Source organism: Flavobacterium sp. 83 (assembly GCF_000744835.1).
GTDB lineage: Bacteria > Bacteroidota > Bacteroidia > Flavobacteriales > Flavobacteriaceae > Flavobacterium.
The window spans coordinates 2,671,886-2,694,092 of the sequence record NZ_JQMS01000001.1; the positions used below are offsets into that span (position 1 = coordinate 2,671,886).

The following is a 22,207-nucleotide window of genomic DNA, read 5'->3' on the forward strand; positions in this document are numbered from 1 at the left end:
AAAACATAAAGATATGAAATCTAATAAATTCAAATTAATAGCTGTAGCAATAGTTTGTGCAGTTGTTTCAGTAAATTGTGATAATAATGATTCAACAACAGATCCTGTAGCAAGTCTTGATTTTTCAGGTACTTTTGTTCAGCAAGATCAAATGGCCAGACCGGCAATAAACACTGTATTTATTGCGTCGGGAGCACCAAAAGACGAATTTAATGCAGCGATTCCATCCATGATGGGCGCTAAATACCAATCTATTTTTAAATCTAGATTATTAGCTTTAAATGCGGGGTATACTACTAATGCGTTAGGGCAAACTGCAGATCAATTAACAGGTCTTTTGGCAACCGATGTTTTAGGTGTTTCAAAAACTGCAAAAACAACATTCTTTGACGGAACAAATATTCTTACAGGTAGAGCTTTGGCTGATGATGTTATTGACGTGGAATTGTTATTGATTTTTGGAGGACCAACTGGTGCTTCTAATGCAGGGCTAACTTCTGATCACGTAGATGCAAATGATAAAGCATTCGGAGTTTCATTTCCTTATTTGGCAACAGCCTGGTAATATTTTTAAAAAAAAACAGAGTTCGAATAATTTAATTTTAACTCTGTTTTTTTTCTTTTCAAAACAAACAAACAAACAAACAAACAAAACAGATTATGAAAACTTTAAAAATAATTCCATTATTGGTTTTTACAATCCTATCTCTTTTTAGTTGCGAGAAAAAACCAAGTCAAATTACAAATACTTCAGATTACAATAAATATCTGAATGTAAAAGGGAATAAATCATTGACTTTTGCCAAAAACGAAATTGATTTCTGGCAAAAAAAATTCGATGCAGCTCCTAATCAAATCAGCTATTTAAGTATGATAGCGTCAAATTATGCAACTCTTTTTGAATATACCGGAGGTATAAAAAACTTATATAAAACCGAAGAACTATTAACAAAATCGAATGAAACTTATAATTATTCTAAGGTTTCTACTATTCGATCTTTGGCAAGAAATTATATTGCGCAACACCGTTTTAAAGAAGCTTTAGCATTGGCCAATAAAGCATTGGCTATAGGCGAAGGAAAGAAAGAAACTCAAAAATTATTATTCGATGTTCAAATGGAATTGGGAAATTTTCCTGAAGCTGTACGAAATTTGAACGCCATGCGAGATATGAAAGATTATGATTATCTCATTCGCTTAGCAAAATGGAATGATCACAAAGGCGACTTGAAAACAGCGATAACTTTTATGGAAAAAGCTAGAGATATTGCTGAGAAAGAAGATAATAAAGTGCTTAAAATCTGGTCTTATTCTAACCTAGGTGATTTTTATGGTCATGCAGGAAGAATCCAAGAATCGTATGACAGCTATTTAAAAACATTGGCAATAGATCCTAATTATTCGTATGCTTTAAAAGGAATTGCTTGGATTGTATTCTCTCATGAACGAAATACTGTCGAAGCAAAAAGAATTGTTGAAGCGATTGAAGTGACGCACAATACACCTGATTTTTATTTGTTGAAATCTCAAATTGCACAATTTGAGGGGAATAAAGCCAAGGAAGTAGAAAATAGGAATGCTTATTTCGCAATGCTAAAAGAGAATAATTATGGCGCGATGTATAACAAATACAATGTCTTGATTTATGCTGATGCAAAAGAAACGGCTTCGAAAGCACTTGAAATTGCCAAAGTTGAAGTGGATCACCGTCCAACTCCTGATTCCTATGATTTACTGGCATGGTCGTATTTTAATTTAGGCGAAAATAAAAAAGCATTGGAAATTGCTCAAAAATATGTCGTTGGACAATCATTTGAACCAAAAGTACAATACCATTTGGCTATGATTTATAAGTCTAATAAAGAAGTCGAGAAAGTTGAACCTATTAAACAAGAATTGCTTTCCAGTGTATATGAATTAGGACCAAATTTAGAGAAAAAGGTAAATCAATTATAAATTTCCAAATGAAGAACTTTTTTATTATCCTGATAACTCTTTTGGGTTTGACAACGTATGCCCAGATTCGAAAAGGAATAGTAGTTGATAGCGATGGAACTTCTGTAGAAAATGCATACATCTATAATATAAGTTCCGAAAGTCATGCACATACCGATGAATTTGGGATGTTCAGTATTGATAAAACTGGCCTGAAAGATGTGTTGAAAGTAACTGCTTTAGGGTATAAAAAAACAAGTTTTATCGTTACGTCATCAGAAATTATTGTAAGCTTAGAAGGTGATAGCTTTAGATTGAATGAAGTGGTAATTCAGGCCAAGCTTTCGGCTATGAATGTGATTTCAAAAATAGATTTGCAAACAACACCTGTAAATTCTTCACAGGAGATTTTACGAAAAGTACCAGGATTATTCATCGGTCAACATGCTGGTGGGGGAAAAGCGGAGCAACTATTTTTGAGAGGTTTTGATATCGATCATGGAACTGATATAGCGATTTCAGTGGACGGAATGCCTGTAAATATGGTTTCGCATGCGCACGGTCAAGGTTACGCTGATTTGCATTTTGTAATTCCGGAAACAGTAGAGAAAATAGATTTTGGAAAAGGAACGTATTATGCTAACAAAGGGGATTTTGCTACAGCAGGATACGTTGCTTTCCAAACTAAAGATAAAATTGAAAAAAGTAGTATTGGTCTCGAAGTTGGTCAATTCAATACATTAAGAACAGTAGGGTTATTTAATCTTTTGGGAAACCAAAAAAAGCAGAGCGCTTACATTGCGACTGAATATATACTGACGGATGGTCCATTTGATTCCCCCCAAAATTTTAACAGAATCAATTTGTTAGGTAAATATTCTGCTATTTTGGAAGATAACAGCAAAATTTCAGTAGCAGCTTCTCGTTTTTCCAGTAAGTGGGATGCTTCAGGACAAATACCGCAACGGTTGGTCGATAATGGAACTATTTCTAGATTTGGTTCAGTGGATGATACGGAAGGAGGAAGTACTTCGAGAACAAATATAAATGCTTCTTTAAATAAACCTATTGATGAAAATACATTCTTGAAAGCCAATGCTTTTTATTCGAATTATCAATTTGAATTGTATTCTAATTTCACGTTCTTTTTAGATGATCCTATTAATGGAGACCAGATTAAACAGAAAGAAAATAGAGATATTTACGGAATGAATGCGGAACTGAATAAAAAAACTAAGCTAAACGATGTAGATATTTCATTACAATATGGCGTTGGTTTTCGTGCTGATGCTACAAAAGATACTGAGCTTTCACATACATTAAATAGAATTACTACTTTGCAGCAAATTAAATTAGGGGATATTGATGAGTCTAATTTATTCTCGTATGTGAATTCAGAATTCAGTTTTGGAAAATTAATGATTAATCCCGCAGTGCGATTGGATTATTTTAAATTTAATTACCAAGATAAATTGACTACGGATTATAATACGCAAACAGAAAGTAAAGTGAAAATTTCACCAAAAGTGAATTTCATTTATTCCCAAAATAACAATTTGCAGTTTTATATAAAATCAGGAATGGGATTTCATTCGAATGATACTCGCGTTGTGGTTCAAAATAGTGGTAAACAAATTTTACCTACAGCAATAGGAACCGATATTGGTACGATTTGGAAACCATTTCCAAAGTTAATCGTGAATTCCGCTTTATGGTATTTGTATCTGGAACAAGAGTTTGTTTATGTGGGTGATGCCGGAGTTATTCAACCAAGCGGAAAATCAAAACGCATGGGATTTGATTTAGGATTGCGGTATCAATTGAATGATTGGTTTTTTTTGGATACAGATGCTAATTATACCTATGCCAGAAGTATTGATGAGCCAAAAGGACAAGATTACATTCCATTAGCACCTGATTTTACTTCGACGGGAGGTTTAAGTTTTCAGAATTTAAATGGTTTTTCGGGTGGAATTCATTATCGCTATTTAAAAAATCGTCCAGCAAACGAAGATAATTCAATAGTTGCGAAAGGCTATTTTGTTTCGGATTTCAACATCAATTACAAACTAAAAAATATTTCTTTTGGAATAGTAATTGATAATTTATTCAATACCAAATGGAATGAAACCCAGTTTGCCACTGAATCAAGATTAAAAAATGAACCAACAAGTGTAGAAGAAATACATTTTACACCGGGAACGCCTTTTTTCATGAAAGGAAAAATTACGTATACGTTTTAGCTTACTATAATCAAGATTAGTTTGTTTTGTTTGTTAGCCTGGTATTTTGTTTGATATCAGGCTTCTTTTTTAACTTGTGTTTAACCAAAATAAATTTTTAACCAACAATTAATTGTTTTAATTTTATAAAAAATATAAAAAATGAAAAACCTATTATTCTTAACATGTTCTATGTTATTTCTATTTAGTTGCCAAAACCAGGCACAAACAAAAAAAACAAAATTAAATAAAAGTAATACTACTATGACCAAGGAAACCATTTATCAATTTAAAGTCGAGGATTTATCAGGAAAGATTTTTGATTTTGCGTCCTTGAAAGGTAAAAAAGTAATGATTGTGAATACCGCTTCAAAATGTGGTTTGACGCCTCAATACAAAGACCTTGAGGCTATCTATAAGCAATATTCTTCTAAAGGATTTGTTATTGTTGGCTTTCCAGCCAATAACTTTGCTTCTCAAGAACCTGGAACTAATGAAGAAATTGCTACTTTTTGCCAATTGAATTATGGCGTGACTTTTCCTATGATGGATAAAGTTTCAGTAAAAGGAGATGATATGTGTGCAGTATATCAGTTTTTGACTCAAAAATCAAAAAATGGATTACAAGATTCAGAAGTAGAATGGAATTTTCAAAAATACTTAATCAATGAAAAAGGAGAATTAGAAAAAGTAATTTCTCCAAAAATGTTACCTACAGATCCTGAAGTAATAAACTGGATTAAAGCATAGCTTTTATATAGCATAAAAAAAGCGATTTTCGGGAAACTGAAAATCGCTTTTTGTTTTTATAAACAGTTAAAAATTAAATTTTCTCATTTTTGAAAATTGCTGCAACAGCTGCTTCATAGTTTCGAATACTCTGCGCTTTTTTTATTTGTTTCAATACTTTATGTGGATTTGAAAAAGTAGCTGAAAAATATTCCCATAAATGATACATCTTCAGTAAAATATGGGCTGATCCAGATAAAGATTCACTGTATATGGCATATAAAGTGTCATGAAATGCACTGAATAATTCCATTTTATTTGCTGGATATTCCATAGTATTGTTTTTTATCATACTCGGTAAAAAAGGATCAGAAATTAATCCTCGTCCTATCATCCAGTGGTCAATAGAAGGAAAACGTTGCTGCATTTCCTGAAACTTAGCCACCGAAGTGATATCACCATTATAATACAATTTATGTTTCGTGTTGTCAATACATAGTTGAAACGCATCTAAGTTTACACCACCTTTATACAGTTGCTTGCCAATGCGCGCATGTATGGCAATATTTTTAATTGGATACGTATCTAAAATGGGCAAAACATCAAGAATTTCTTCACTATTATCATAACCCAAACGCATCTTCATAGACACAATAATGTCAGATTCAGAATGTGCTCTGTGAAGAATGTTGTTAATTTTCTCAGGATTACTGATCAAACCGGAACCCATACCAGATTTTGTAACCATAGGATACGGACAGCCTAAATTCCAGTTTAATTCTTTGTATCCCAATTCCCGAACATATTTGGCTACAAATAAAAACTCATCGGCATCGTTTGTTATAACTTGCGGAATTACCTCTAAACCTACATTGTTTTCAGGAAGAAGGTCGCGTTCATAGGACGGCTTAATGACAAGTTTTCCGTTTAAACGAATGTATGGGGAATAGTAGGTATCAATACCACCAAACAATTTGTTTTGGGCATTTCTAAAACGAAAATCAGTAAATCCTTGTAAAGGCGATGAGAGTAAGGTATAGTCCATGAAATTTTTAATTGTGCAAATATACCATTCTTTAAACTGTAATTGTTTTCTTGAATAATCTTGTTTTTCAAATTAGCCTTTTTTTATTCTAAAATTAATTGCATAAAGACAGAATGCAACCAGCGATCAAATTTAAAACCGGATTCTTTAATAATTCCAACCGTTTTAAAACCAAATTTTTGATGAAAATCAATACTGCTTTGATTTTCTGAGTCAATAACGGCAATCATAGTGTGTAATCCTTGTTTTTTTGCTAGTCCAATTAATTCTTGCAACAGCATTTTGCCAATACCTTTGCCATGAAAATCTTTATTGACATAAACGGAATGTTCAACGGTAAATTTATAGGCTTCTCTGAATCTAAATTCGCTATACATACCAAAACCAACAACAACTCCGTCTAATTCAGCTATAATAACAGGGAAGTTTTTAGTGATTTTTTCTTCTAATAGTGCTTTTTGCTGTTCATAGCTTCGTGTTTTGTAATCGTAAAGCGCTGTAGAATTAAGAATATTGTAATTTATAATAGCTAATATCTCTTGTGTGTCTTCAGTTTGATAGTCTCTTAACTTGATTTCCATGTACTGTATTATTTGTTTTCAAATTTAAGAAAAATGAGCCAAAATGAGCCGAAAAGCAAGAGCAAGTTTGTAACTTTGTAATCAGAAAAATAAACAAATGATTTACCCCAAAATACCTTTAGCGCAAAGCATCATTGAGATTTGTTTGGCCAAAGGAATCAACACCATAATAATTTCCCCAGGTTCTCGTAATGCTCCGCTAACAATTGGTTTTGTGAGCAATCCTGCTTTTCAATGTTACAGTATAGCTGATGAACGTTCCGCTGCTTTTTTTGCACTTGGAATTGCGCAGCAAACAAAACATCCAGTCGCCTTAGTTTGTACATCGGGTTCCGCATTACTGAATTATTATCCTGCTTTTGCGGAAGCATTTTACAGTCAGATTCCTTTAATAGTAATCTCGGCGGACAGACCACAAAGTAAAATAGACATTGGAGACGGACAAACCATCCGACAGGAAAATGTGTTTGCAAACCATTCTTTATACAATGCTAATTTAAATGAAGCTGTTTCAAAAGCAAATGATTTCAAAATAAATGAAGCGATAGATTTTGCCGTGCATAAAAAAGGTCCTGTTCATATCAATGCGCCATTTGAAGAGCCTTTATACGAAACCGTTTCAGAACTTTCAATAGATGTTATGGTTAATGGTTTTGCAAATTTGAATGCATTGAGCACTGTAGAAAACGTTTCGGATTTTGCTGATATTTGGAACAATTCAACTAAAAAAATGATTTTAGTTGGTGTGAATGAACCCAACTTGATTAGCGAAAAAACAATCGCTGCATTGGCTCAAGATGAATCGGTTGTTGTTATGACGGAAACTACGTCTAACTTGCATCATCCTTCCTTTATCAACAATATCGATACTATAATTACCCCTTTTAGTAATGAAGATTTTGAGGATTTTCGACCAGAAATATTGGTGACTTTTGGTGGAATGATTGTTTCTAAAAGAATCAAGGCTTTTTTGAGAAAATACAAGCCAAAACACCATTGGCATATTGACTCATTGAGAGCGTACGATACTTTTAATGCTTTGACGAAACATTTTGAAGTAAATCCTAATACTTTTTTCGAAGCATTTTTACCTTTAACAGTTGCTATAAAAAGCGATTATTTTGAAAAATTAGAAGCAGTGAAACTTTTGCGAAAGCAAAAACATGAAATCTATTTGGGAAAAATTCAATTTTCAGATTTTAAAGTTTTCGAAAAAATAATTCAAAGTTTACCAAGAAACAGTCAATTACAAATCAGTAACAGTTCAGCGATTCGATACGCACAATTAATAGACATTGATTCATCGATTGAAGTGTATTGCAATCGAGGTACCAGCGGAATCGACGGAAGCACTTCTACAGCTATTGGTGCGGCTGTGGCCAATAAAAAACAAACGGTTTTCATAACAGGAGATATTGGGTTCTTGTATGATAGCAATGCATTATGGAACAATTATATTCCGAAAAATTTCAAAATAATTTTGATTAATAACGGTGGAGGAGGTATTTTTAGAATTCTGCCCGGACATGAAGAAACTCCTGTTTTTAATACTTTCTTTGAAACATCACATGGTCTTACTGCAGAGCATTTGGCTAAAATGTATGGTTTTGAATATGCTGTTGCTAGTGATGAAAAAGGTCTAGTGACGGAACTAGATGCTTTTTATAGTCAAAATGAAAAACCTGGTATTCTGGAAGTTTTTACACCAACATTAGATAACGATAGAATTTTGTTACAGTATTTTAAAGAATTGGTTTAATTATTTTATTTATTCGTTAAAACATATGATTAAATGTTTAAATTTGAGATTGTTAAAAATTATCAATCAAATATTAAACTTTTATTTATGAGTGCAAGAGATGAATTAATTGTAAAGTATGCAGCCGATTTGAAAGACAAATGTGGCGTTAATCCTGATATGGATTTATTGACAAAAGTAACAATTGGTTGTGGTCCATCAATTTATAATGCCGATTCGGCAACAGTTGCTGGAAGCCAACAATCAGAATTGGACACGGTGAAAAATAATTTTCTAATTAAGAAATTAGGGCTCGCTGATAGTACAGATTTAGATGCAGGAATTGATGCCGTAATGGAAAAATACGGTCGTTCCAATAAAAATAAATACCGAGTTGTGGTATATTATTTATTGGCAGTTCATTTTGGAAAAGAGAGTGTTTACAATTAATAATAGATATAAAAATGAAAAGCGCCTTTGTTGGCGCTTTTTTTATGAAGTGATTTTTCGTTATTCTGAAAAACAAAACGTCCTAATCTAGCCCCGATGGGAGTAAGTATCCTTTTTCTCGTCAGTTCGAGTTCGCTTGAAAAGCGAGTATCGAGAACCAGAGAAAAAGATACTGCGGACAGCGGGACGACTCGTAATGAAATAACGGAAAGTCATGCTCCTGTAAAACTAAAAAACAGTCGAATTTAGGCTTCGTTTTTTTGTGTGACGTTTCTTAATTTACTATTTTCAAACTTCGTACCTTTGCGCATTAGAAATTGAAAGAAAATGATTGAAATAGGAAAATACAATACGCTTACCATACTACGCGATACCAAAGTGGGTTTGTTTCTGGGAAATCCAGAAAAAGATCCGGAAGGAATACATGATATTCTTTTGCCTAACAAATACGTTCCAAACGAATTTGAAATAGGTGAGGAGCTGATTGTTTTCGTTTATTTAGACCACGAAGAAAGACCCGTTGCCACAACATTAGAACCTTATATTTTATTGAATGAATTTGCACTTTTGCGTGTGAATTATACGAATCAAGTAGGTGCTTTTATGGATTGGGGAATGGAAAAAGATATTTTGGTTCCTTTTAAAGAGCAAGCGCGTCCTATGGAAAAAGGAAAACGCTACTTGGTTTATCTATATATGGATGAAAAAACGAATCGTTTAGTTGCTTCAAGTAAATTGAATCAGTTTTTGAAAAATGACCACCTAACAGTTGAAAAAGGAGAAGAAGTAGATTTGATTGTTTCTCATATCACTGAATTAGGAATCAATGTGATTATTAACGAGAAGCACAAAGGATTGTTGTACAAAGATGAGGTTTATGATGATGCAATTCGTACGGGAGACCGCATGCGCGGCTATATAAAAACGATTCGTCCTGACAATAAAATCGATGTGGCATTACAAGTTCAAGGCTATCAAAGTATCGAACCAAATGCCGAAAAAATTCTTGATGAATTAAGAGCCAGCAGAGGTTTCTTGCGCTTGACGGATAATTCACATCCTGAAGATATTAAAACGGTTTTGAAGATGAGTAAGAAAACCTTCAAGAAAGCAATTGGTGCTTTATATAGAGAGAAATTAATCGAAATCAAGGAAGACGGAATTTACTTGGTTAAGGAATAAAAAAAAGAAAGACTAATCGTAACGGTTAGTCTTTCTCTTTTTAATGCTGTTTTAGGATATTAAATTCTATCAGCGTTAAAATAAATTGAAGTTTTAAAGTAACTTTATTCGCCTGCAATGCAATAGAGTTCATATACTATTTTAAAAATATTAACTTAAGCGCAAAGTACTTTAAGGAACTTTTTTGTCTTTAAATGTCCAATCGGTTGTCTAGAAGTTTTGGAAATAATTTCACAATAAAGCCGTTGGTTTTGTTTTTAATGGAAGATAATTTTCTAAACAATCGTTTATTAATGTCTCACTTTTGCAAGAACAAGAAAAATAGCTCTTTGGTTAACCGTAGGTGTTACTTTTTATTTTTTACTGCTGGGGCAAATGATTTTTTCATTAACTCACTTATCGGGGCTTTTATAATACTGTTATAAGTTATTACCGCAGAAAAAGGAGTGACAACATTTTTAATTGCATTCAATACATTCTTTTTTTTAGGTTAATAAATCAGTTCTGAATCAATAATTAATTAGGATAAAAAAAAGGTATTTATCTGATTAGCTTATTCTAAAATTAAAAATAATTTGAATTGCCAACTGTTAAAATGTTATTTTTTTGTTCTTTTTTAACATTTTAAAGTCTTTAATCAGAGAAGGATTACCATAAGCTTCTTTAATTAGAATAGATAAAATGTAAAAAATGATTTATTTTTACACTGAAATAATTTAAATCAATTACAATGGATTGGATCACTGCTAAAGAATACGAAGATATCACTTATAAGAAATGCAATGGCGTTGCCAGAATTGCTTTCAACAGGCCGGATGTACGCAATGCGTTCCGTCCAAAAACGACTGCTGAATTGTATAATGCTTTTTATGACGCTCAGGAAGATACGTCGATAGGAGTAGTTTTACTGTCTGCCGAAGGTCCATCGTCTAAAGATGGCGTGTATTCTTTTTGCAGTGGCGGAGATCAAAACGCACGCGGTCATCAAGGCTATGTGGGAGAGGATGGACAGCACCGTTTGAATATCTTGGAAGTACAACGATTAATCCGATTCATGCCAAAAGTTGTTATCGCTGTAGTTCCAGGTTGGGCAGTAGGTGGTGGACACAGTTTACATGTAGTTTGCGATTTGACTTTGGCAAGTAAAGAGCACGCAATCTTCAAACAAACCGATGCTGATGTAACGAGTTTTGATGGCGGATACGGTTCGGCATATTTGGCTAAAATGGTTGGACAAAAAAAAGCTCGTGAGATTTTCTTCCTTGGACGCAATTATTCAGCTCAAGACGCTATGGATATGGGAATGGTTAATGCCGTTATTCCGCATGCCGAGTTAGAAGATACTGCTTACGAATGGGCGCAAGAAATTTTGCAAAAATCGCCGATGGCTATCAAAATGCTAAAATTTGCAATGAACCTTACCGATGATGGAATGGTGGGGCAGCAGGTTTTTGCTGGTGAAGCCACACGTCTTGCTTATATGACTGAAGAAGCCAAAGAAGGTAGAAATGCATTCTTAGAAAAGAGAAAACCAAATTTTGAAAAAAAGTGGTTGCCATAAAAAAGGGTTAAAGTTTTTGGTTAATTGTTTTGTTAAAAACACTTGACTTTTAGCTTTTTGAACTTTAAAATTTAAAAATAAAATAATGAAACACTGGATTGAAGCTGCACGTTTGCGTACATTACCATTATCGGTTTCGGGAATAATTGTTGGAAGCATGTATGCTTTGGCACACCCAACGGATGAAATATTAACCCCAACAGAAGTTTTTAACTGGAGAATATTTGGCTTTGCCATATTGACAACACTTGGACTTCAAATTCTGTCTAATTTTGCCAATGATTATGGTGATGGGGTAAAAGGAACTGATAATGAAGACAGAATAGGGCCAAAACGTGCTATACAAAGTGGAGTAATTACTCCTGAATCCATGAAGCGCGCTATTATAATAACATCTGCACTGACATTGCTTTCAGCGATACTGTTAATATATTATGCATTTAAAGATACTAATTTGTGGTATTCCTTATTCTATTTGGTTTTAGGTATTTTAGCCATTGCTTCGGCAATTCGTTATACGGTAGGAAATACAGCTTACGGTTACCGGGGGTTTGGTGATATCTTTGTCTTTGTGTTTTTTGGGCTGGTAAGTACTTTGGGAGTTAACTTTTTGTATTCAAAACAATTGGATTTCGACTTGTTTTTGCCTGCAATTGCTATTGGATTATTGAGCGTCGGTGTTTTAAATCTGAACAATATGCGTGACGAAGCATCGGATAGAAAGTCAAATAAAAATACAATTGTTGTGAAAATTGGCGGTGCTAAGGCTAAGAAATACCATTATTTCTTGATTGTTACAGCAATGGTTTTAGTGATAGGTTTTGCAATTTTAGACCATTTTCACTTTGATCAATACTTGTTTTTGCTAGCGTACATCCCTTTAACTAAACATTTAATTACTGTTTATAAAAACAACAACCCTAAGGAATTAGATCCCGAATTAAAAAAACTGGCACTAAGTACTTTTGCACTTTCTGTATTACTTGCCTTCTGTATGATTTTCTTCTTTTCGGATTTGCTTGTCAATAATTATTAAACTAAAATCTCTCTATTTTAAAATTTAATTCAAATGAAAATAACATTTTACGGTCACGCTTCATTGGGTATAGAAGTTGGTGGCAAACACATTATTGTTGATCCTTATATTTCTGCTAATTTAAAAGCGGGTCATGTTGATGTCGAAACCTTAAAAGCAGATTACATTTTAGTAACGCACGCCCATGGAGATCATATTCTGGATGTGGAGGCAATTGCCAAAAGAACCAATGCAGTAATTGTTTCCAATGCTGAAATTGCCACTTATTATTCTCAAAAAGGGTATAAGGCACATCCTATGAATCATGGCGGAAGCTGGAATTTTGACTTTGGGAAACTAAAATTTGTAAGTGCAATTCATTCCAGTTCATTTCCTGACGGAAGTTATGGAGGAAATCCTGGTGGTTTTGTTATTGAAGGGGAGCATAAAAATATCTACATTGCTGGTGATACGGCGCTTACAATGGACATGAAGCTAATTCCTATGCGTACTAAACTAGATTTAGCGATTCTGCCAATAGGTGATAATTTCACGATGGATGTTGACGATGCCATTATTGCTTCTGATTTCCTGGATTGTGATAAAATTCTGGGGTATCATTACGACACTTTTGGTTATATAGAAATCGATCATGAAGCTGCTATTCGCAAATTCTTCGATAAAGGAAAAGATTTGATGTTACTGGAAATAGGGGATTTTATAGAATTATAATTTATGTTAGCCTGAGCGCAGTCAAAGGTGGAGCAATTTCCTGCTATCCGCTTGTATCTTTTCTTGCTTAAAGAAAGCAAGAAAAGGATGCCGCTTTTATCAGGGCTAGGGCTTTCGTTGATTTAAAACCTTGAGAATCTTGCAATAAACTTTGCGAATTTTGAGGTTAAATTTTTTTTAAGAACGTAATTCAATCATGCAAAAAAAGAATTTCATTGCTTTATTTCTGTTTTTAATTGCAACAAATGCCGTTTTTTCTCAAAAAGACGGTTATTGGGATAAAGCTCGCGCAACAACTGAAGAAATTTTAGTTTCAGCCAGAGACAGAATAATTATTAAAACCCAAGATTTCCCTGAAGGAACTACCGAAGTGATTTATAGAATAACACTTCTTGATAAAAATCAGCAAATGGCGGGTAGTTTGGTTTCGGTTTTAAAGGCCATTCCTGACCCAACAGGAATAAGCCAAGGTTCTGCCGGAGCAGTTTTCATCTTGTCTAAAATATCAGGAGATGATAAATGCAAGTATGCCGTTTTTTCAAGTAGTGATTTAGCTGCAAAATACAAAGCAGACGGAAAAACAGATGACGCTTGTCTGGTTCAGGATACGCCAGTTAGTAAAGATGCCAAACGACTTTCTACGGATAAATCGGCTTGTATGAAATTGAATTCTGGGAATTTATGGTTTGGTTTCGAAAGTAAAAACTGGATTATGAACCAAAAAATTATTTTGGAAGTCGTGCCTTGGGTCGATAGCAAACTTAGTCGCGGTTGGACGCTTGAGAATAGAAAAGTAATCATTGACCAATGTAAAACATCGAATATGGCACAAAAAATGACCAATTCAGATGATTTTTGTGTTTGTATTCTTGATAAAATCCAATCTAAATATAAGTTTAAGGAATTCCAAAAACTATTAGCTATAGAGCGTTCAAAAGCTTTTAAGGATTTTGGAAACAGCTGTTATAACGAAACAGGGGCTTCTAATGTATTTTATGGGACTTTACGTAAACAGGCATCAGATTTAGCGAAACAAGGGCTTTATGGTGCTGCAATCACTAAATGGAATGCGATTATTAATAACAATAAGGCAACCGCTTTGGATTATAATGCAATTGGGAATAGTTATATTTTGACAAAACAATACGGCAAAGCAATTAAATTTCTAAAAGAAGGCGAGAAGCTTGATGATTCTGAGCTATTGATAAAATTGAATTTAGCGCACGCTTATTTATTGAATAATAACTATTCATCAGCGAAAGCTATTTATAAGGAATACCAATCTCAAAACGTAACAGATACTTTGAGTTGGACTGAAAAAGTGAAACAAGATTTCGAAGCTTTTAAAAAGGCAGGAATAATTTCTAATGACTTTGAAAGAGTTTTGAAGTTGATGGAAAAGTAAAATTATTCTCTTTAAGGATTTGTCAAGTCGAGCGCAGTCGAGACTCGTCAATTAGGTCTCGACTGCGCTCGACTTGACAAGATTAGGTATTGCTTATTTTTTTCATACGAATATGTAACTCAAAATTTATAACTCATAATTCATAATTTTTTTTGAAAGCAACTTATCACAAATATATTCTTGATTTTAAACGTCCGTCAGGAACTTCCCGTGGCGTAATGACCGAAAAAGAAACTTGGTTTATCGTCTTGGAGCAAGAAGGTAAAAAGGGAATAGGGGAATGTGGAATTCTTCGCGGATTAAGTATTGATGATCGTCTGGATTATGAAGAAAAATTGCAATGGACCTGCGACAATATTTATCTTGGTAAAGAGCAACTTTGGGAATCATTATTGGAGTTTCCTTCCATCCAATTTGGAGTCGAAATGGCATTCCAATCTTTAGTGAGTGAGACTCCTTTTTTGCTTTTCCCTTCGGGCTTTACAAATGGTGTAAAATCCATATTGATTAACGGCTTAGTTTGGATGGGTGAGGAGTTGTTTATGAAGCAACAAATCGAGGAGAAATTAGCGCAGGGCTTTCTATGTATTAAACTTAAAATAGGAGCGATAGATTTCGATAAAGAATTGCAATTATTACGGTTTATTCGGGAACATTTTACTCCGGAGCAAGTTGAAATTCGTGTTGATGCGAATGGTGCTTTTGATGAAATTTTAGCTTTAGACAAATTAACGCAACTGTCTGAATTTGAATTGCATAGTATTGAGCAACCGATACAAAAAAATCACACCGACAGGATGGCAGAGTTGTGTAAAATCACTCCATTTCCTATTGCTTTGGATGAAGAGCTGATTGGTGTGTTTACATTGGAAGATAAAGAACAATTATTGGAGAAAATTAAACCGCAATACATTATTTTGAAGCCTAGTTTTGTAGGCGGATTTAGAGGTACACAAGAATGGATTTCTTTGGCTGAAAAGCATAAAATAGGGTGGTGGATTACTTCAGCTTTAGAGAGTAACATTGGACTGAATGCGATTGCACAATGGACGTTTTTACAACATAATTTAATGCCTCAGGGTTTAGGGACAGGAGCGCTTTATACCAATAATTTTGATTGCCCGCTGGAAGTTTCACAAGGACAATTATGGTATAAAAAAGAGTTGGATTGGGTGTTTGATTTTGATCTTTTGAAGTAGATTATTTCGTAGCTTTTTTTTGCTCGCCGTCTCCTAATAAAACCGATAATGTCTTTAAGCTAGGTGTGCGGTCTGCAATCAATTTTATTATGCTAACGAAGGGAATGAATAATATCATTCCTGCGGCGCCCCATAAAATGCCTCCTGCAATTACCATTGTTATAATGACAAGCGTGTTTATTTTTAAGCGGCTTCCTACTGCAAAAGGAAATATAATATAAGCTTCAAGTATTTGTACGATTGAAAATACGATTACAACACCTATTGGATACCAAATAGAATTATACGTTATCCAGGAAACAGCAATAGGCAAGAGCGACGATATCATGATTCCTACATAAGGAATAAAAGTTAGGATTGAAGCTATAAATCCGAACAGAAAAGGATGTGGTATCCCAATGATTAATAAGCCAATACTATTTAAAATCCCAACAATAAGATATACCAATAGCATTCCTTTGATAAAATTATAATAAGCATGAATCGTTTCGATAAGAATTTCGTGAATTATTTTTGTATTTTCTAAAGGAAAAAGAGCGTAGAGCGCATTGGACAGCATTTGACGATGATATAAAATCAGTGCTGAAAAAACAGGAATAATTAATAGTGAAAAAACGGATTCAGATAAAGAGTAGGCAAAGCTACGTAATAGTGAAAAAGTTTCTGAACCAGAATTGTTAAAGATGTTTTTGATGAATTCTAATTGTTTTTCGATGCTTATATCAAACCTTTCATAGATTGAAAAGCTTATTGAATTTATTGTTTCCAGAAGCTTTATTCGCAATAATTGCCAATCATTTAAAAATTCTATAAACTGTGTAAACAGTAAATAAATAATTGTTCCTACTAAAATTAGTACTCCTAAAATAGCAATTATGATTGCAACAGCTTTGTTTATGCCTTTTGTTTCCATCCACTTACAAACGGGGTACAAAATAAAACTAATAAGTAATGAAAAGCTCAGCGGGATAAATAATGTTTTTCCAAAATAGAGTATCAAGCAGGATAATACGATTAACTGAAGAATTTCCAGTGCAGCATATTTTCTGTTTGACTCAAATGGAACGGGATTTTTAGAAAACTGTATCATACAAATCTTGTATTATAACTATTATTTCATTTCCGTTTTTTTATAGGAGTATTTTAGATTTATATTCGCTTAATCAGTTATTTGAGCGAATGGAATAAATAAATCTTTTTTTATTAATCTAATAAACGCCTGTGGTAATTGATCTGGCCCAGATGATAGGTGAGGTGGGTAGTCAAATGGATTAGCATAAATTCAGTAGACGTTTTGGTTTCAAAAACTAAAAGAGGGTATTCTTTTTTTAAATCTTCTTCTGATATGGTATTAAGTGCATTGTTAACGGTAACAATGGTTTCTTCAATTTTGTTTATTAATTCTGCTCTTGGGACATTCTTGAGAGAAAATTCAAGCGCTCTGTTTCTGATATAGCCTGTCTTTCCATATTCGGCTCCAATATACGTATTAAGATTTCCTATTATATGCAGGCAAAGATTTCCTGCTGAATTAGTGATTCCTTTTTGAATATGCCAAATTTCATTTTCATATTGGTATAACTCAATCTCTAATTTTAATTTGTTTAGATCTCTATCGAATAGCGATTTTAAAGTTTCAATTAGCATGATTCGTTTCTTTGTACTTTTTCAATGACAACAGTGCTTTTTGTTGTATTTTGTTTTGGAAAAAACCTGTCCATCCAAATAGATACCCTTTAGTTCCTAATGCTTGTTTGGACCATTTCCAAATATCAAAGTAATCAGAATGTTTTACGATTAGCCCCTCTTTAAACTGAAATTTTGCCTGAATAACGTTCACAACTTTTCTGTTGGTTTTACTAAAATTATAGGTAGCTATCCATCGAGCAGAACCAATGTATTCATCCGCTTTTATATCTGAGAATTCAATTTTTATATTTCCTTTGTTGTTTTCTATGAGCATTTTCCACATTTGACACACATCATTTCCTTTTAATAAACCAAATACAGAGTCCCGAAATTGAATATCCGGATGATAACATTCACACATTGTAGTGGCGTCAGCATTTGCAAAAGCAGTATAGAACTTAGTAATGATTTTTTCGTTTGCGGTCATATTTACATAAAGTGATTAGTAAAAATAATGATTTTTTGTTAAAATTTCAGTTTTAAATAGTAATTTTAAAAAAATAAATATTATTTATTCCTAATTTCATTTTTTGATACACGTAAATTAGTAATTATTCATTGAGTTTGTTTCTTATGGATTTAAAAATAAGATAAAAAAAAAGAGGATAGTCTTTTAAGTTTCTATCCTCTTTTAGTATTTATCAAAATTATATTCTTTATTCCTATGACTTATTTAGCAGCAGGAATAATATCAATTATTACGGTACGATTGTAAAAACGTTCTTCTGGAGTTTTGTTTTCAAAAGGAGATTTATTTTCGTCTTCTCCATATCCAAGTACTTCAAATTTCACGTCGTTTCTACCAGATTTAGATAGACTACTTTCAAGAATACTTTTAACATCATTAGCACGAGCTAGAGACAAATCTTGATTATGTACTTCTTCACCTATAATATCAGTATGACCATGAATTGTAACTGTTGCTCCAATAGGGATTTTTGGTGTTACTACTTCAGTAAGGTATTTTTCATAGATAGTTATTGCTTTAGATTTATTAAATTCATAAATAATACTATATCTCGTACCTTCTTCCATTTTTGCAGGAGTCCAAAGTACTATGTGTACTGGAGTTTCGTTCTCTACAATTTTACCACTTTTGGTTTGACCAATCATTTTTACTTTGTAATTACCTTCTGGACGACTACCTAAAATTGATTTTCCAGGAATACTTACTTCCTCTTGTGTATAAGGTCCAAAAGCTTGTACTTTTCCTTGTTCATCAGCTATTTGTAATGACCATGAAGATAAAGCTTCGTTTGCTCCTTTATTATTGAAAGTAACATAGCTTTCAGCTGGTGCTTCTTGTAGAGGAACAATTTGTACAGGTTTCAATTGCGCATCAGGACCGCTTTGAAATTCCATTAACAAATCTGGAGAAGTGCTTTCGATTGAAACTCTGCGATCTCCTTCACGTAACAGTTCTAATTCAAGTGTCCCACCTGGTTGTTCTGATGGAATATTAGGTTTGTTTTGGCCTTTAGTAGTTATTCTGGAAGGATTTATTGCAAAGACATTGACCAAGTAGGTTTTGATAGATTCTGATAAAGCAAGACCATCTTCAGGACCTTTTTCTGATGAGCCCACCAAAGTAATTGTCGATGAAGGATTTTTTTGCATACGATCTCCAAGGATGTTTAAAACATTATAATAAACAATCATTTGTCTTTTTGAACGGTCTGACAAGTTTTTTGGAGCAAAAACTTCCAATTGGTCTTCTTTGAAGTCTTTAACTTGATCTTTATTCAATATAACATACCGATTTGGGATTTCAGTTGATCCTACATTAAAAAACACATAGTTTCTAAGTGGGAATATTTCAGTCATTCTTCGTTCACCAGGAACATTACTTGGCGAGTTTACAGAAAACTGAACTTCAGGATCCTTCAATAGATCTGTTGATTCTTGGATATTATGTCCTTGTCCCATTTTTAGGGCTATACCTGCTCTAAGAGTTGTTATGTTCCATGTTTCTGTTGAACGTGGATTTTGACCAAAATAAGGCTGAAAAGCAACAAAAGGGGATAGTACAAACTGTGTCTTATTTGTATCAGATGAAAGAGGAATATCATAACCGGCTCCAATTTGCATTGAAATAATAGTTTTTTTGACATCACTTAAATCACCTGTTACTGCAGGACTTGGTACTTGATCCGGATATGCAGGATTGATTCCTAATTGATACGTAAATGATTTATCCATATTGAAAGCCAAACGTGGTCCACCATAAAGATAAAAATTAGATTTAAAAGGAGCGAAGCGTAAACTAGGTTCCACAGTAATATAACTTACGTTTGTAGATAAATCTGCCGGACAGTCACATGGAGTAACAATTTGGTCAAAAGTTCCTTTGCGATTATCATATCCAGCTTGAAGCATTACACCCCATCTGGAATCAGCAGGGCGATATTCTAAAAGTGGTGCTATGAAAAGTCCCACACCATTTCCATCATGAAAAGCAGCTGGAGGGGTAAAATCAGCATTCAATTGTTGGGTAGAGCCACGATAAAAATTAAAATTGGCACCGCCTGCAACTCCAAAGTACCATGAAGGTTTTGTGTACTTGAGTACTTGAGTTTCTTGAGATTGAATAGGAGTTTGAATACTTAACCACGTCAAAGAGACTAATAAAAGACCTTTGATAGGCAAGCTATTAGGGGACCAAGCTAGGCGTAATCCCTTTTTTAAATTAGTTTTAATGTTCATATTTTTTTATTTTGATTGTTTCTTTTTTATAATCCCGCCTTACGACGGGATGAAATCATTTATTTGTAAAATCTTAAATTTAGTTAGCAGGTACATTAATAGTTGTATTTACCATAGTAACTGAAGCAACAAGGGAAATAGCTCTACCATTTAATACTGTTTGTGCAGCATTTCCTGCTGTTGAGAAGGTAACTCCAGCAGATGCGATAATCGTACCAGTCATTACTCCACCACCAGCGCCATTGATAACCGCTTGACTGCCTACGTACCAATAAACATTTTTAGCTAAAGCTCCATTGACCAATTTAACACTTTTAGCACCTGTTGGGCCAGCAATTCCTACTGTTAAGCCAGCTGCTGTTTGAAAAATCCAAACTGCATTAGCATCGCCTTTGGCATCTAAAGTTAAATCTCCATTTGATATTTTAAAAGTACCGCTTGCTGATTTATAAATCCCTGGTGCTAATACTAAGTTTCCTAGCTCACCTGCTCCGGGATCGATTCCTCCTGGTTTTGAAGCTGGAGAAATACTGATATAAGCTGCATTTGCATCAATTAGTCCCTGAGTTGCAATTGCTTCAGATGTAGCTGTTCCTGGTGCAGGCGGAGCCGTATATATTCCACCAGATACAAGTCCTTTATTTAAAGGTGTTTCTGTATAGACTGCAGCCGATAGGCCATCGTGGAATCCAGTTATTAAAGTAGAAGCTGCAGTAGTTCCGATACGTCCATTAATTACGGTATTTAAACCCTGATTAGTGATTCCTGCATTTCCTCCAAAAACTCCAAAATATAGACCGCTAGCAGCTGTTGGAGCAGGAGTAACAATTGCTGCATTCACTGTAGTGAAATCCCATACATAATTGTTAGCCATTGGAATACCTAGTGAACTTTTAGCACCCGTTGTAATGGTTGCTCTATAAGTAAGTCCTGTGTCTAACGGATTAACTGGGTTAAATGAAGCCGTTGTACCTGAATAAGTAACTACACCTGGAATTACTGTTGTACCTTGTTTTAAAGTAAAAGTTGCAGTACTAATAGTTAAAGGATCCATAACTATGCTAAATTTAGCTGTAACAGTTTTGTTTAAATTAACTCCTGTTGCATTATCAAGAGGGTCTGTGGTGGTTACTGTAGGAGCTATTGCTGTTGTGAAACTCCATACGTAATTACCAGCCAATGATGTTCCTTCTAAATTTTTAGCACCATTAGTTATGGTAACAGTATAGATTGTATTGTCTATCAATGGAGTTGTAGGTGTAAAAGATACTGTTGATCCAGTATAAGTAATTGCCCCACTAACTGTATTTGTTCCTCGTTTTACAATAAAAGTAGTGTTATTTAAAGTCAAAGGATCCATTGGTACACTGAATGTTGCCGTAATTGTTTTATTCAGAACAACGTTTATTTCATTGGCAATAGGGTCTGTAGAAGTTACCACTGGTACTAATATCATTCCTGTAGTGAATGTCCATGTATAATCGGTTTGAAGTGCATTACCCGTTAAGTCTTTTACTCCAGTTTTAATTCTACCTGTGTAGGTTGTATTAGGTTTAAGAGGACTTGTTGGAGTAAATGTTGCTGTTGTTGCGCTGTAAGCAATAGTACCAGTAATGGCTGTACCGCCAGCTTCAGTAACAGTAAAAGTAGCCGCGTTAATCGTTGAGGCATTCATCGCTTCATTAAATGTTGCAGAAATAACTTGCCTGAAAGGAACTCCTAATGCACCATTAAGCGGTACAGTAGAGGAAACTACTGGACAAACACCAACAATCTCTTGGAAATCGTCTTTTGCACAGCCAGAAATTAATGCAATAAATAGTATTGCAAAGGTTAATAGTAAATTTTTAGTTTTCATTTTTTTTGATTTTAGGGGATTAAATGTTTTATATCGCAAAGGTTGGTTAGTTACTGACTTTAAGTATTATACAATTAGAAGTATAACTTGTGAAATTCACATATTTAAAATGTTAAAATTTATTCAATATATTGATAATCAGATATTTGAATCTTTATATTTG

Annotated in this window: 20 protein-coding genes; 13 read left to right on the forward strand and 7 right to left on the reverse strand. The window is 33.8% G+C overall.

Translation table 11 applies throughout. The annotated features are described in order from the left end of the window. Window positions 1-13: 13 nt before the first annotated feature. The 4 genes from T410_RS11725 to T410_RS11740 all read left to right on the forward strand — a co-directional run bounded on the left by T410_RS11725 (window position 14) and on the right by T410_RS11740 (window position 4,907). Complete coding sequence (locus T410_RS11725; RefSeq protein WP_035671926.1) at window positions 14-565, forward strand: DUF4331 family protein; 552 nt, start codon at window positions 14-16, stop codon at window positions 563-565. A gap of 95 nt (window positions 566-660) precedes the next feature. Further along, the gene (locus tag T410_RS11730) at window positions 661-1,956 is read left to right on the forward strand and encodes a tetratricopeptide repeat protein (RefSeq protein ID WP_035671928.1); all 1,296 of its coding nucleotides are present in this window, start codon (window positions 661-663) and stop codon (window positions 1,954-1,956) included. Between the two features lie 8 nt (window positions 1,957-1,964). After that, window positions 1,965-4,178: a TonB-dependent receptor plug domain-containing protein gene (locus tag T410_RS11735; RefSeq protein ID WP_035671930.1), complete on the forward strand. Its 2,214-nt coding sequence runs from the start codon at window positions 1,965-1,967 to the stop codon at window positions 4,176-4,178. A gap of 141 nt (window positions 4,179-4,319) precedes the next feature. After that, entirely contained in the window at window positions 4,320-4,907 is a 588-nt protein-coding gene (locus T410_RS11740) for a glutathione peroxidase (RefSeq protein WP_035671933.1), read from the forward strand. Window positions 4,908-4,980: 73 nt separating this feature from the next. Here the strand turns inward: T410_RS11740 and T410_RS11745 are convergent, their stop codons facing one another. Together T410_RS11745 and T410_RS11750 are read right to left on the reverse strand one after the other, a co-directional pair. Continuing rightward, window positions 4,981-5,931, reverse strand: a complete 951-nt coding sequence (locus T410_RS11745; RefSeq protein WP_035671935.1) for a tRNA-dihydrouridine synthase — start codon at window positions 5,929-5,931, stop codon at window positions 4,981-4,983. A gap of 83 nt (window positions 5,932-6,014) precedes the next feature. After that, a complete protein-coding gene (locus T410_RS11750; protein ID WP_035671937.1) occupies window positions 6,015-6,512 on the reverse strand; it encodes a GNAT family N-acetyltransferase in 498 nt (165 codons plus the stop codon). 97 nt (window positions 6,513-6,609) lie between these two features. On the opposite strand from T410_RS11750, the gene menD reads away from it, so the two are divergent. From menD to T410_RS11790, 9 genes are all read left to right on the forward strand, one after another. After that, window positions 6,610-8,271, forward strand: a complete 1,662-nt coding sequence (menD, locus tag T410_RS11755; RefSeq protein WP_035671940.1) for a 2-succinyl-5-enolpyruvyl-6-hydroxy-3-cyclohexene-1-carboxylic-acid synthase — start codon at window positions 6,610-6,612, stop codon at window positions 8,269-8,271. A gap of 87 nt (window positions 8,272-8,358) precedes the next feature. Continuing rightward, complete coding sequence (locus T410_RS11760; protein ID WP_035674465.1) at window positions 8,359-8,700, forward strand: DUF2853 family protein; 342 nt, start codon at window positions 8,359-8,361, stop codon at window positions 8,698-8,700. A 96-nt stretch (window positions 8,701-8,796) separates the two neighbouring features. Further along, complete coding sequence (locus tag T410_RS17090; RefSeq protein WP_193743742.1) at window positions 8,797-8,949, forward strand: hypothetical protein; 153 nt, start codon at window positions 8,797-8,799, stop codon at window positions 8,947-8,949. A gap of 78 nt (window positions 8,950-9,027) precedes the next feature. Continuing rightward, window positions 9,028-9,882 carry a S1 RNA-binding domain-containing protein gene (locus T410_RS11765; RefSeq protein WP_035671942.1) on the forward strand — a complete coding sequence of 285 codons (855 nt, stop codon included), beginning with the start codon at window positions 9,028-9,030 and terminating at the stop codon, window positions 9,880-9,882. A 730-nt stretch (window positions 9,883-10,612) separates the two neighbouring features. Further along, window positions 10,613-11,443 (forward strand): 1,4-dihydroxy-2-naphthoyl-CoA synthase, encoded by an 831-nt coding sequence (locus T410_RS11770; protein ID WP_035671944.1) that lies wholly within the window; start codon window positions 10,613-10,615, stop codon window positions 11,441-11,443. An 85-nt stretch (window positions 11,444-11,528) separates the two neighbouring features. Beyond that, window positions 11,529-12,479, forward strand: a complete 951-nt coding sequence (menA, locus tag T410_RS11775; protein ID WP_035671946.1) for a 1,4-dihydroxy-2-naphthoate octaprenyltransferase — start codon at window positions 11,529-11,531, stop codon at window positions 12,477-12,479. 33 nt (window positions 12,480-12,512) lie between these two features. Beyond that, window positions 12,513-13,190, forward strand: a complete 678-nt coding sequence (locus tag T410_RS11780) for a metal-dependent hydrolase (protein ID WP_035671949.1) — start codon at window positions 12,513-12,515, stop codon at window positions 13,188-13,190. A gap of 196 nt (window positions 13,191-13,386) precedes the next feature. After that, the gene (locus tag T410_RS11785; RefSeq protein ID WP_035671952.1) at window positions 13,387-14,595 is read left to right on the forward strand and encodes a M48 family metallopeptidase; all 1,209 of its coding nucleotides are present in this window, start codon (window positions 13,387-13,389) and stop codon (window positions 14,593-14,595) included. 152 nt (window positions 14,596-14,747) lie between these two features. Next, window positions 14,748-15,794, forward strand: a complete 1,047-nt coding sequence (locus T410_RS11790; protein ID WP_035671955.1) for an o-succinylbenzoate synthase — start codon at window positions 14,748-14,750, stop codon at window positions 15,792-15,794. A gap of 1 nt (window position 15,795) precedes the next feature. Here T410_RS11790 and T410_RS11795 read toward each other — a convergent pair whose 3' ends face one another. The 5 genes from T410_RS11795 to T410_RS11815 form a co-directional block, all read right to left on the reverse strand. After that, entirely contained in the window at window positions 15,796-16,884 is a 1,089-nt protein-coding gene (locus tag T410_RS11795) for an AI-2E family transporter (RefSeq protein WP_035671958.1), read from the reverse strand. Window positions 16,885-16,997: 113 nt separating this feature from the next. Then, entirely contained in the window at window positions 16,998-17,441 is a 444-nt protein-coding gene (locus T410_RS11800) for a DinB family protein (protein WP_035671960.1), read from the reverse strand. Next, window positions 17,431-17,910, reverse strand: a complete 480-nt coding sequence (locus T410_RS11805; protein ID WP_035671962.1) for a nuclear transport factor 2 family protein — start codon at window positions 17,908-17,910, stop codon at window positions 17,431-17,433. Before T410_RS11805 ends, T410_RS11800 begins: the two co-directional genes overlap by 11 nt. A 242-nt stretch (window positions 17,911-18,152) precedes the next feature. Then, window positions 18,153-20,186, reverse strand: coding sequence for an OmpA family protein (locus T410_RS11810; RefSeq protein ID WP_035671965.1), 2,034 nt, complete (start codon window positions 20,184-20,186; stop codon window positions 18,153-18,155). A 79-nt stretch (window positions 20,187-20,265) separates the two neighbouring features. Next, window positions 20,266-22,044, reverse strand: coding sequence for an Ig-like domain-containing protein (locus tag T410_RS11815; protein WP_035671967.1), 1,779 nt, complete (start codon window positions 22,042-22,044; stop codon window positions 20,266-20,268). Between the last annotated feature and the right edge of the window lie 163 nt (window positions 22,045-22,207).

Excerpts from the sequence above, each read along its gene's own strand:
- T410_RS11795 (WP_035671958.1), bottom strand. The coding sequence starts at position 16,884 with ATGATACAGTTTTCTAAAAATCCCGTTCCATTTGAGTCAAACAGAAAA.
- T410_RS11785 (WP_035671952.1), top strand. The coding sequence starts at position 13,387 with ATGCAAAAAAAGAATTTCATTGCTTTATTTCTGTTTTTAATTGCAACA.
- T410_RS11740 (WP_035671933.1), top strand. The coding sequence starts at position 4,320 with ATGAAAAACCTATTATTCTTAACATGTTCTATGTTATTTCTATTTAGT.
- T410_RS11770 (WP_035671944.1), top strand. The coding sequence starts at position 10,613 with ATGGATTGGATCACTGCTAAAGAATACGAAGATATCACTTATAAGAAA.
- menD (WP_035671940.1), top strand. The coding sequence starts at position 6,610 with ATGATTTACCCCAAAATACCTTTAGCGCAAAGCATCATTGAGATTTGT.
- T410_RS11760 (WP_035674465.1), top strand. The coding sequence starts at position 8,359 with ATGAGTGCAAGAGATGAATTAATTGTAAAGTATGCAGCCGATTTGAAA.
- T410_RS11765 (WP_035671942.1), top strand. The coding sequence starts at position 9,028 with ATGATTGAAATAGGAAAATACAATACGCTTACCATACTACGCGATACC.
- T410_RS11730 (WP_035671928.1), top strand. The coding sequence starts at position 661 with ATGAAAACTTTAAAAATAATTCCATTATTGGTTTTTACAATCCTATCT.
- T410_RS11750 (WP_035671937.1), bottom strand. The coding sequence starts at position 6,512 with ATGGAAATCAAGTTAAGAGACTATCAAACTGAAGACACACAAGAGATA.
- menA (WP_035671946.1), top strand. The coding sequence starts at position 11,529 with ATGAAACACTGGATTGAAGCTGCACGTTTGCGTACATTACCATTATCG.
- T410_RS11800 (WP_035671960.1), bottom strand. The coding sequence starts at position 17,441 with ATGCTAATTGAAACTTTAAAATCGCTATTCGATAGAGATCTAAACAAA.
- T410_RS11780 (WP_035671949.1), top strand. The coding sequence starts at position 12,513 with ATGAAAATAACATTTTACGGTCACGCTTCATTGGGTATAGAAGTTGGT.
- T410_RS11725 (WP_035671926.1), top strand. The coding sequence starts at position 14 with ATGAAATCTAATAAATTCAAATTAATAGCTGTAGCAATAGTTTGTGCA.
- T410_RS11735 (WP_035671930.1), top strand. The coding sequence starts at position 1,965 with ATGAAGAACTTTTTTATTATCCTGATAACTCTTTTGGGTTTGACAACG.
- T410_RS11805 (WP_035671962.1), bottom strand. The coding sequence starts at position 17,910 with ATGACCGCAAACGAAAAAATCATTACTAAGTTCTATACTGCTTTTGCA.
- T410_RS11815 (WP_035671967.1), bottom strand. The coding sequence starts at position 22,044 with ATGAAAACTAAAAATTTACTATTAACCTTTGCAATACTATTTATTGCA.
- T410_RS17090 (WP_193743742.1), top strand. The coding sequence starts at position 8,797 with ATGGGAGTAAGTATCCTTTTTCTCGTCAGTTCGAGTTCGCTTGAAAAG.
- T410_RS11745 (WP_035671935.1), bottom strand. The coding sequence starts at position 5,931 with ATGGACTATACCTTACTCTCATCGCCTTTACAAGGATTTACTGATTTT.
- T410_RS11810 (WP_035671965.1), bottom strand. The coding sequence starts at position 20,186 with ATGAACATTAAAACTAATTTAAAAAAGGGATTACGCCTAGCTTGGTCC.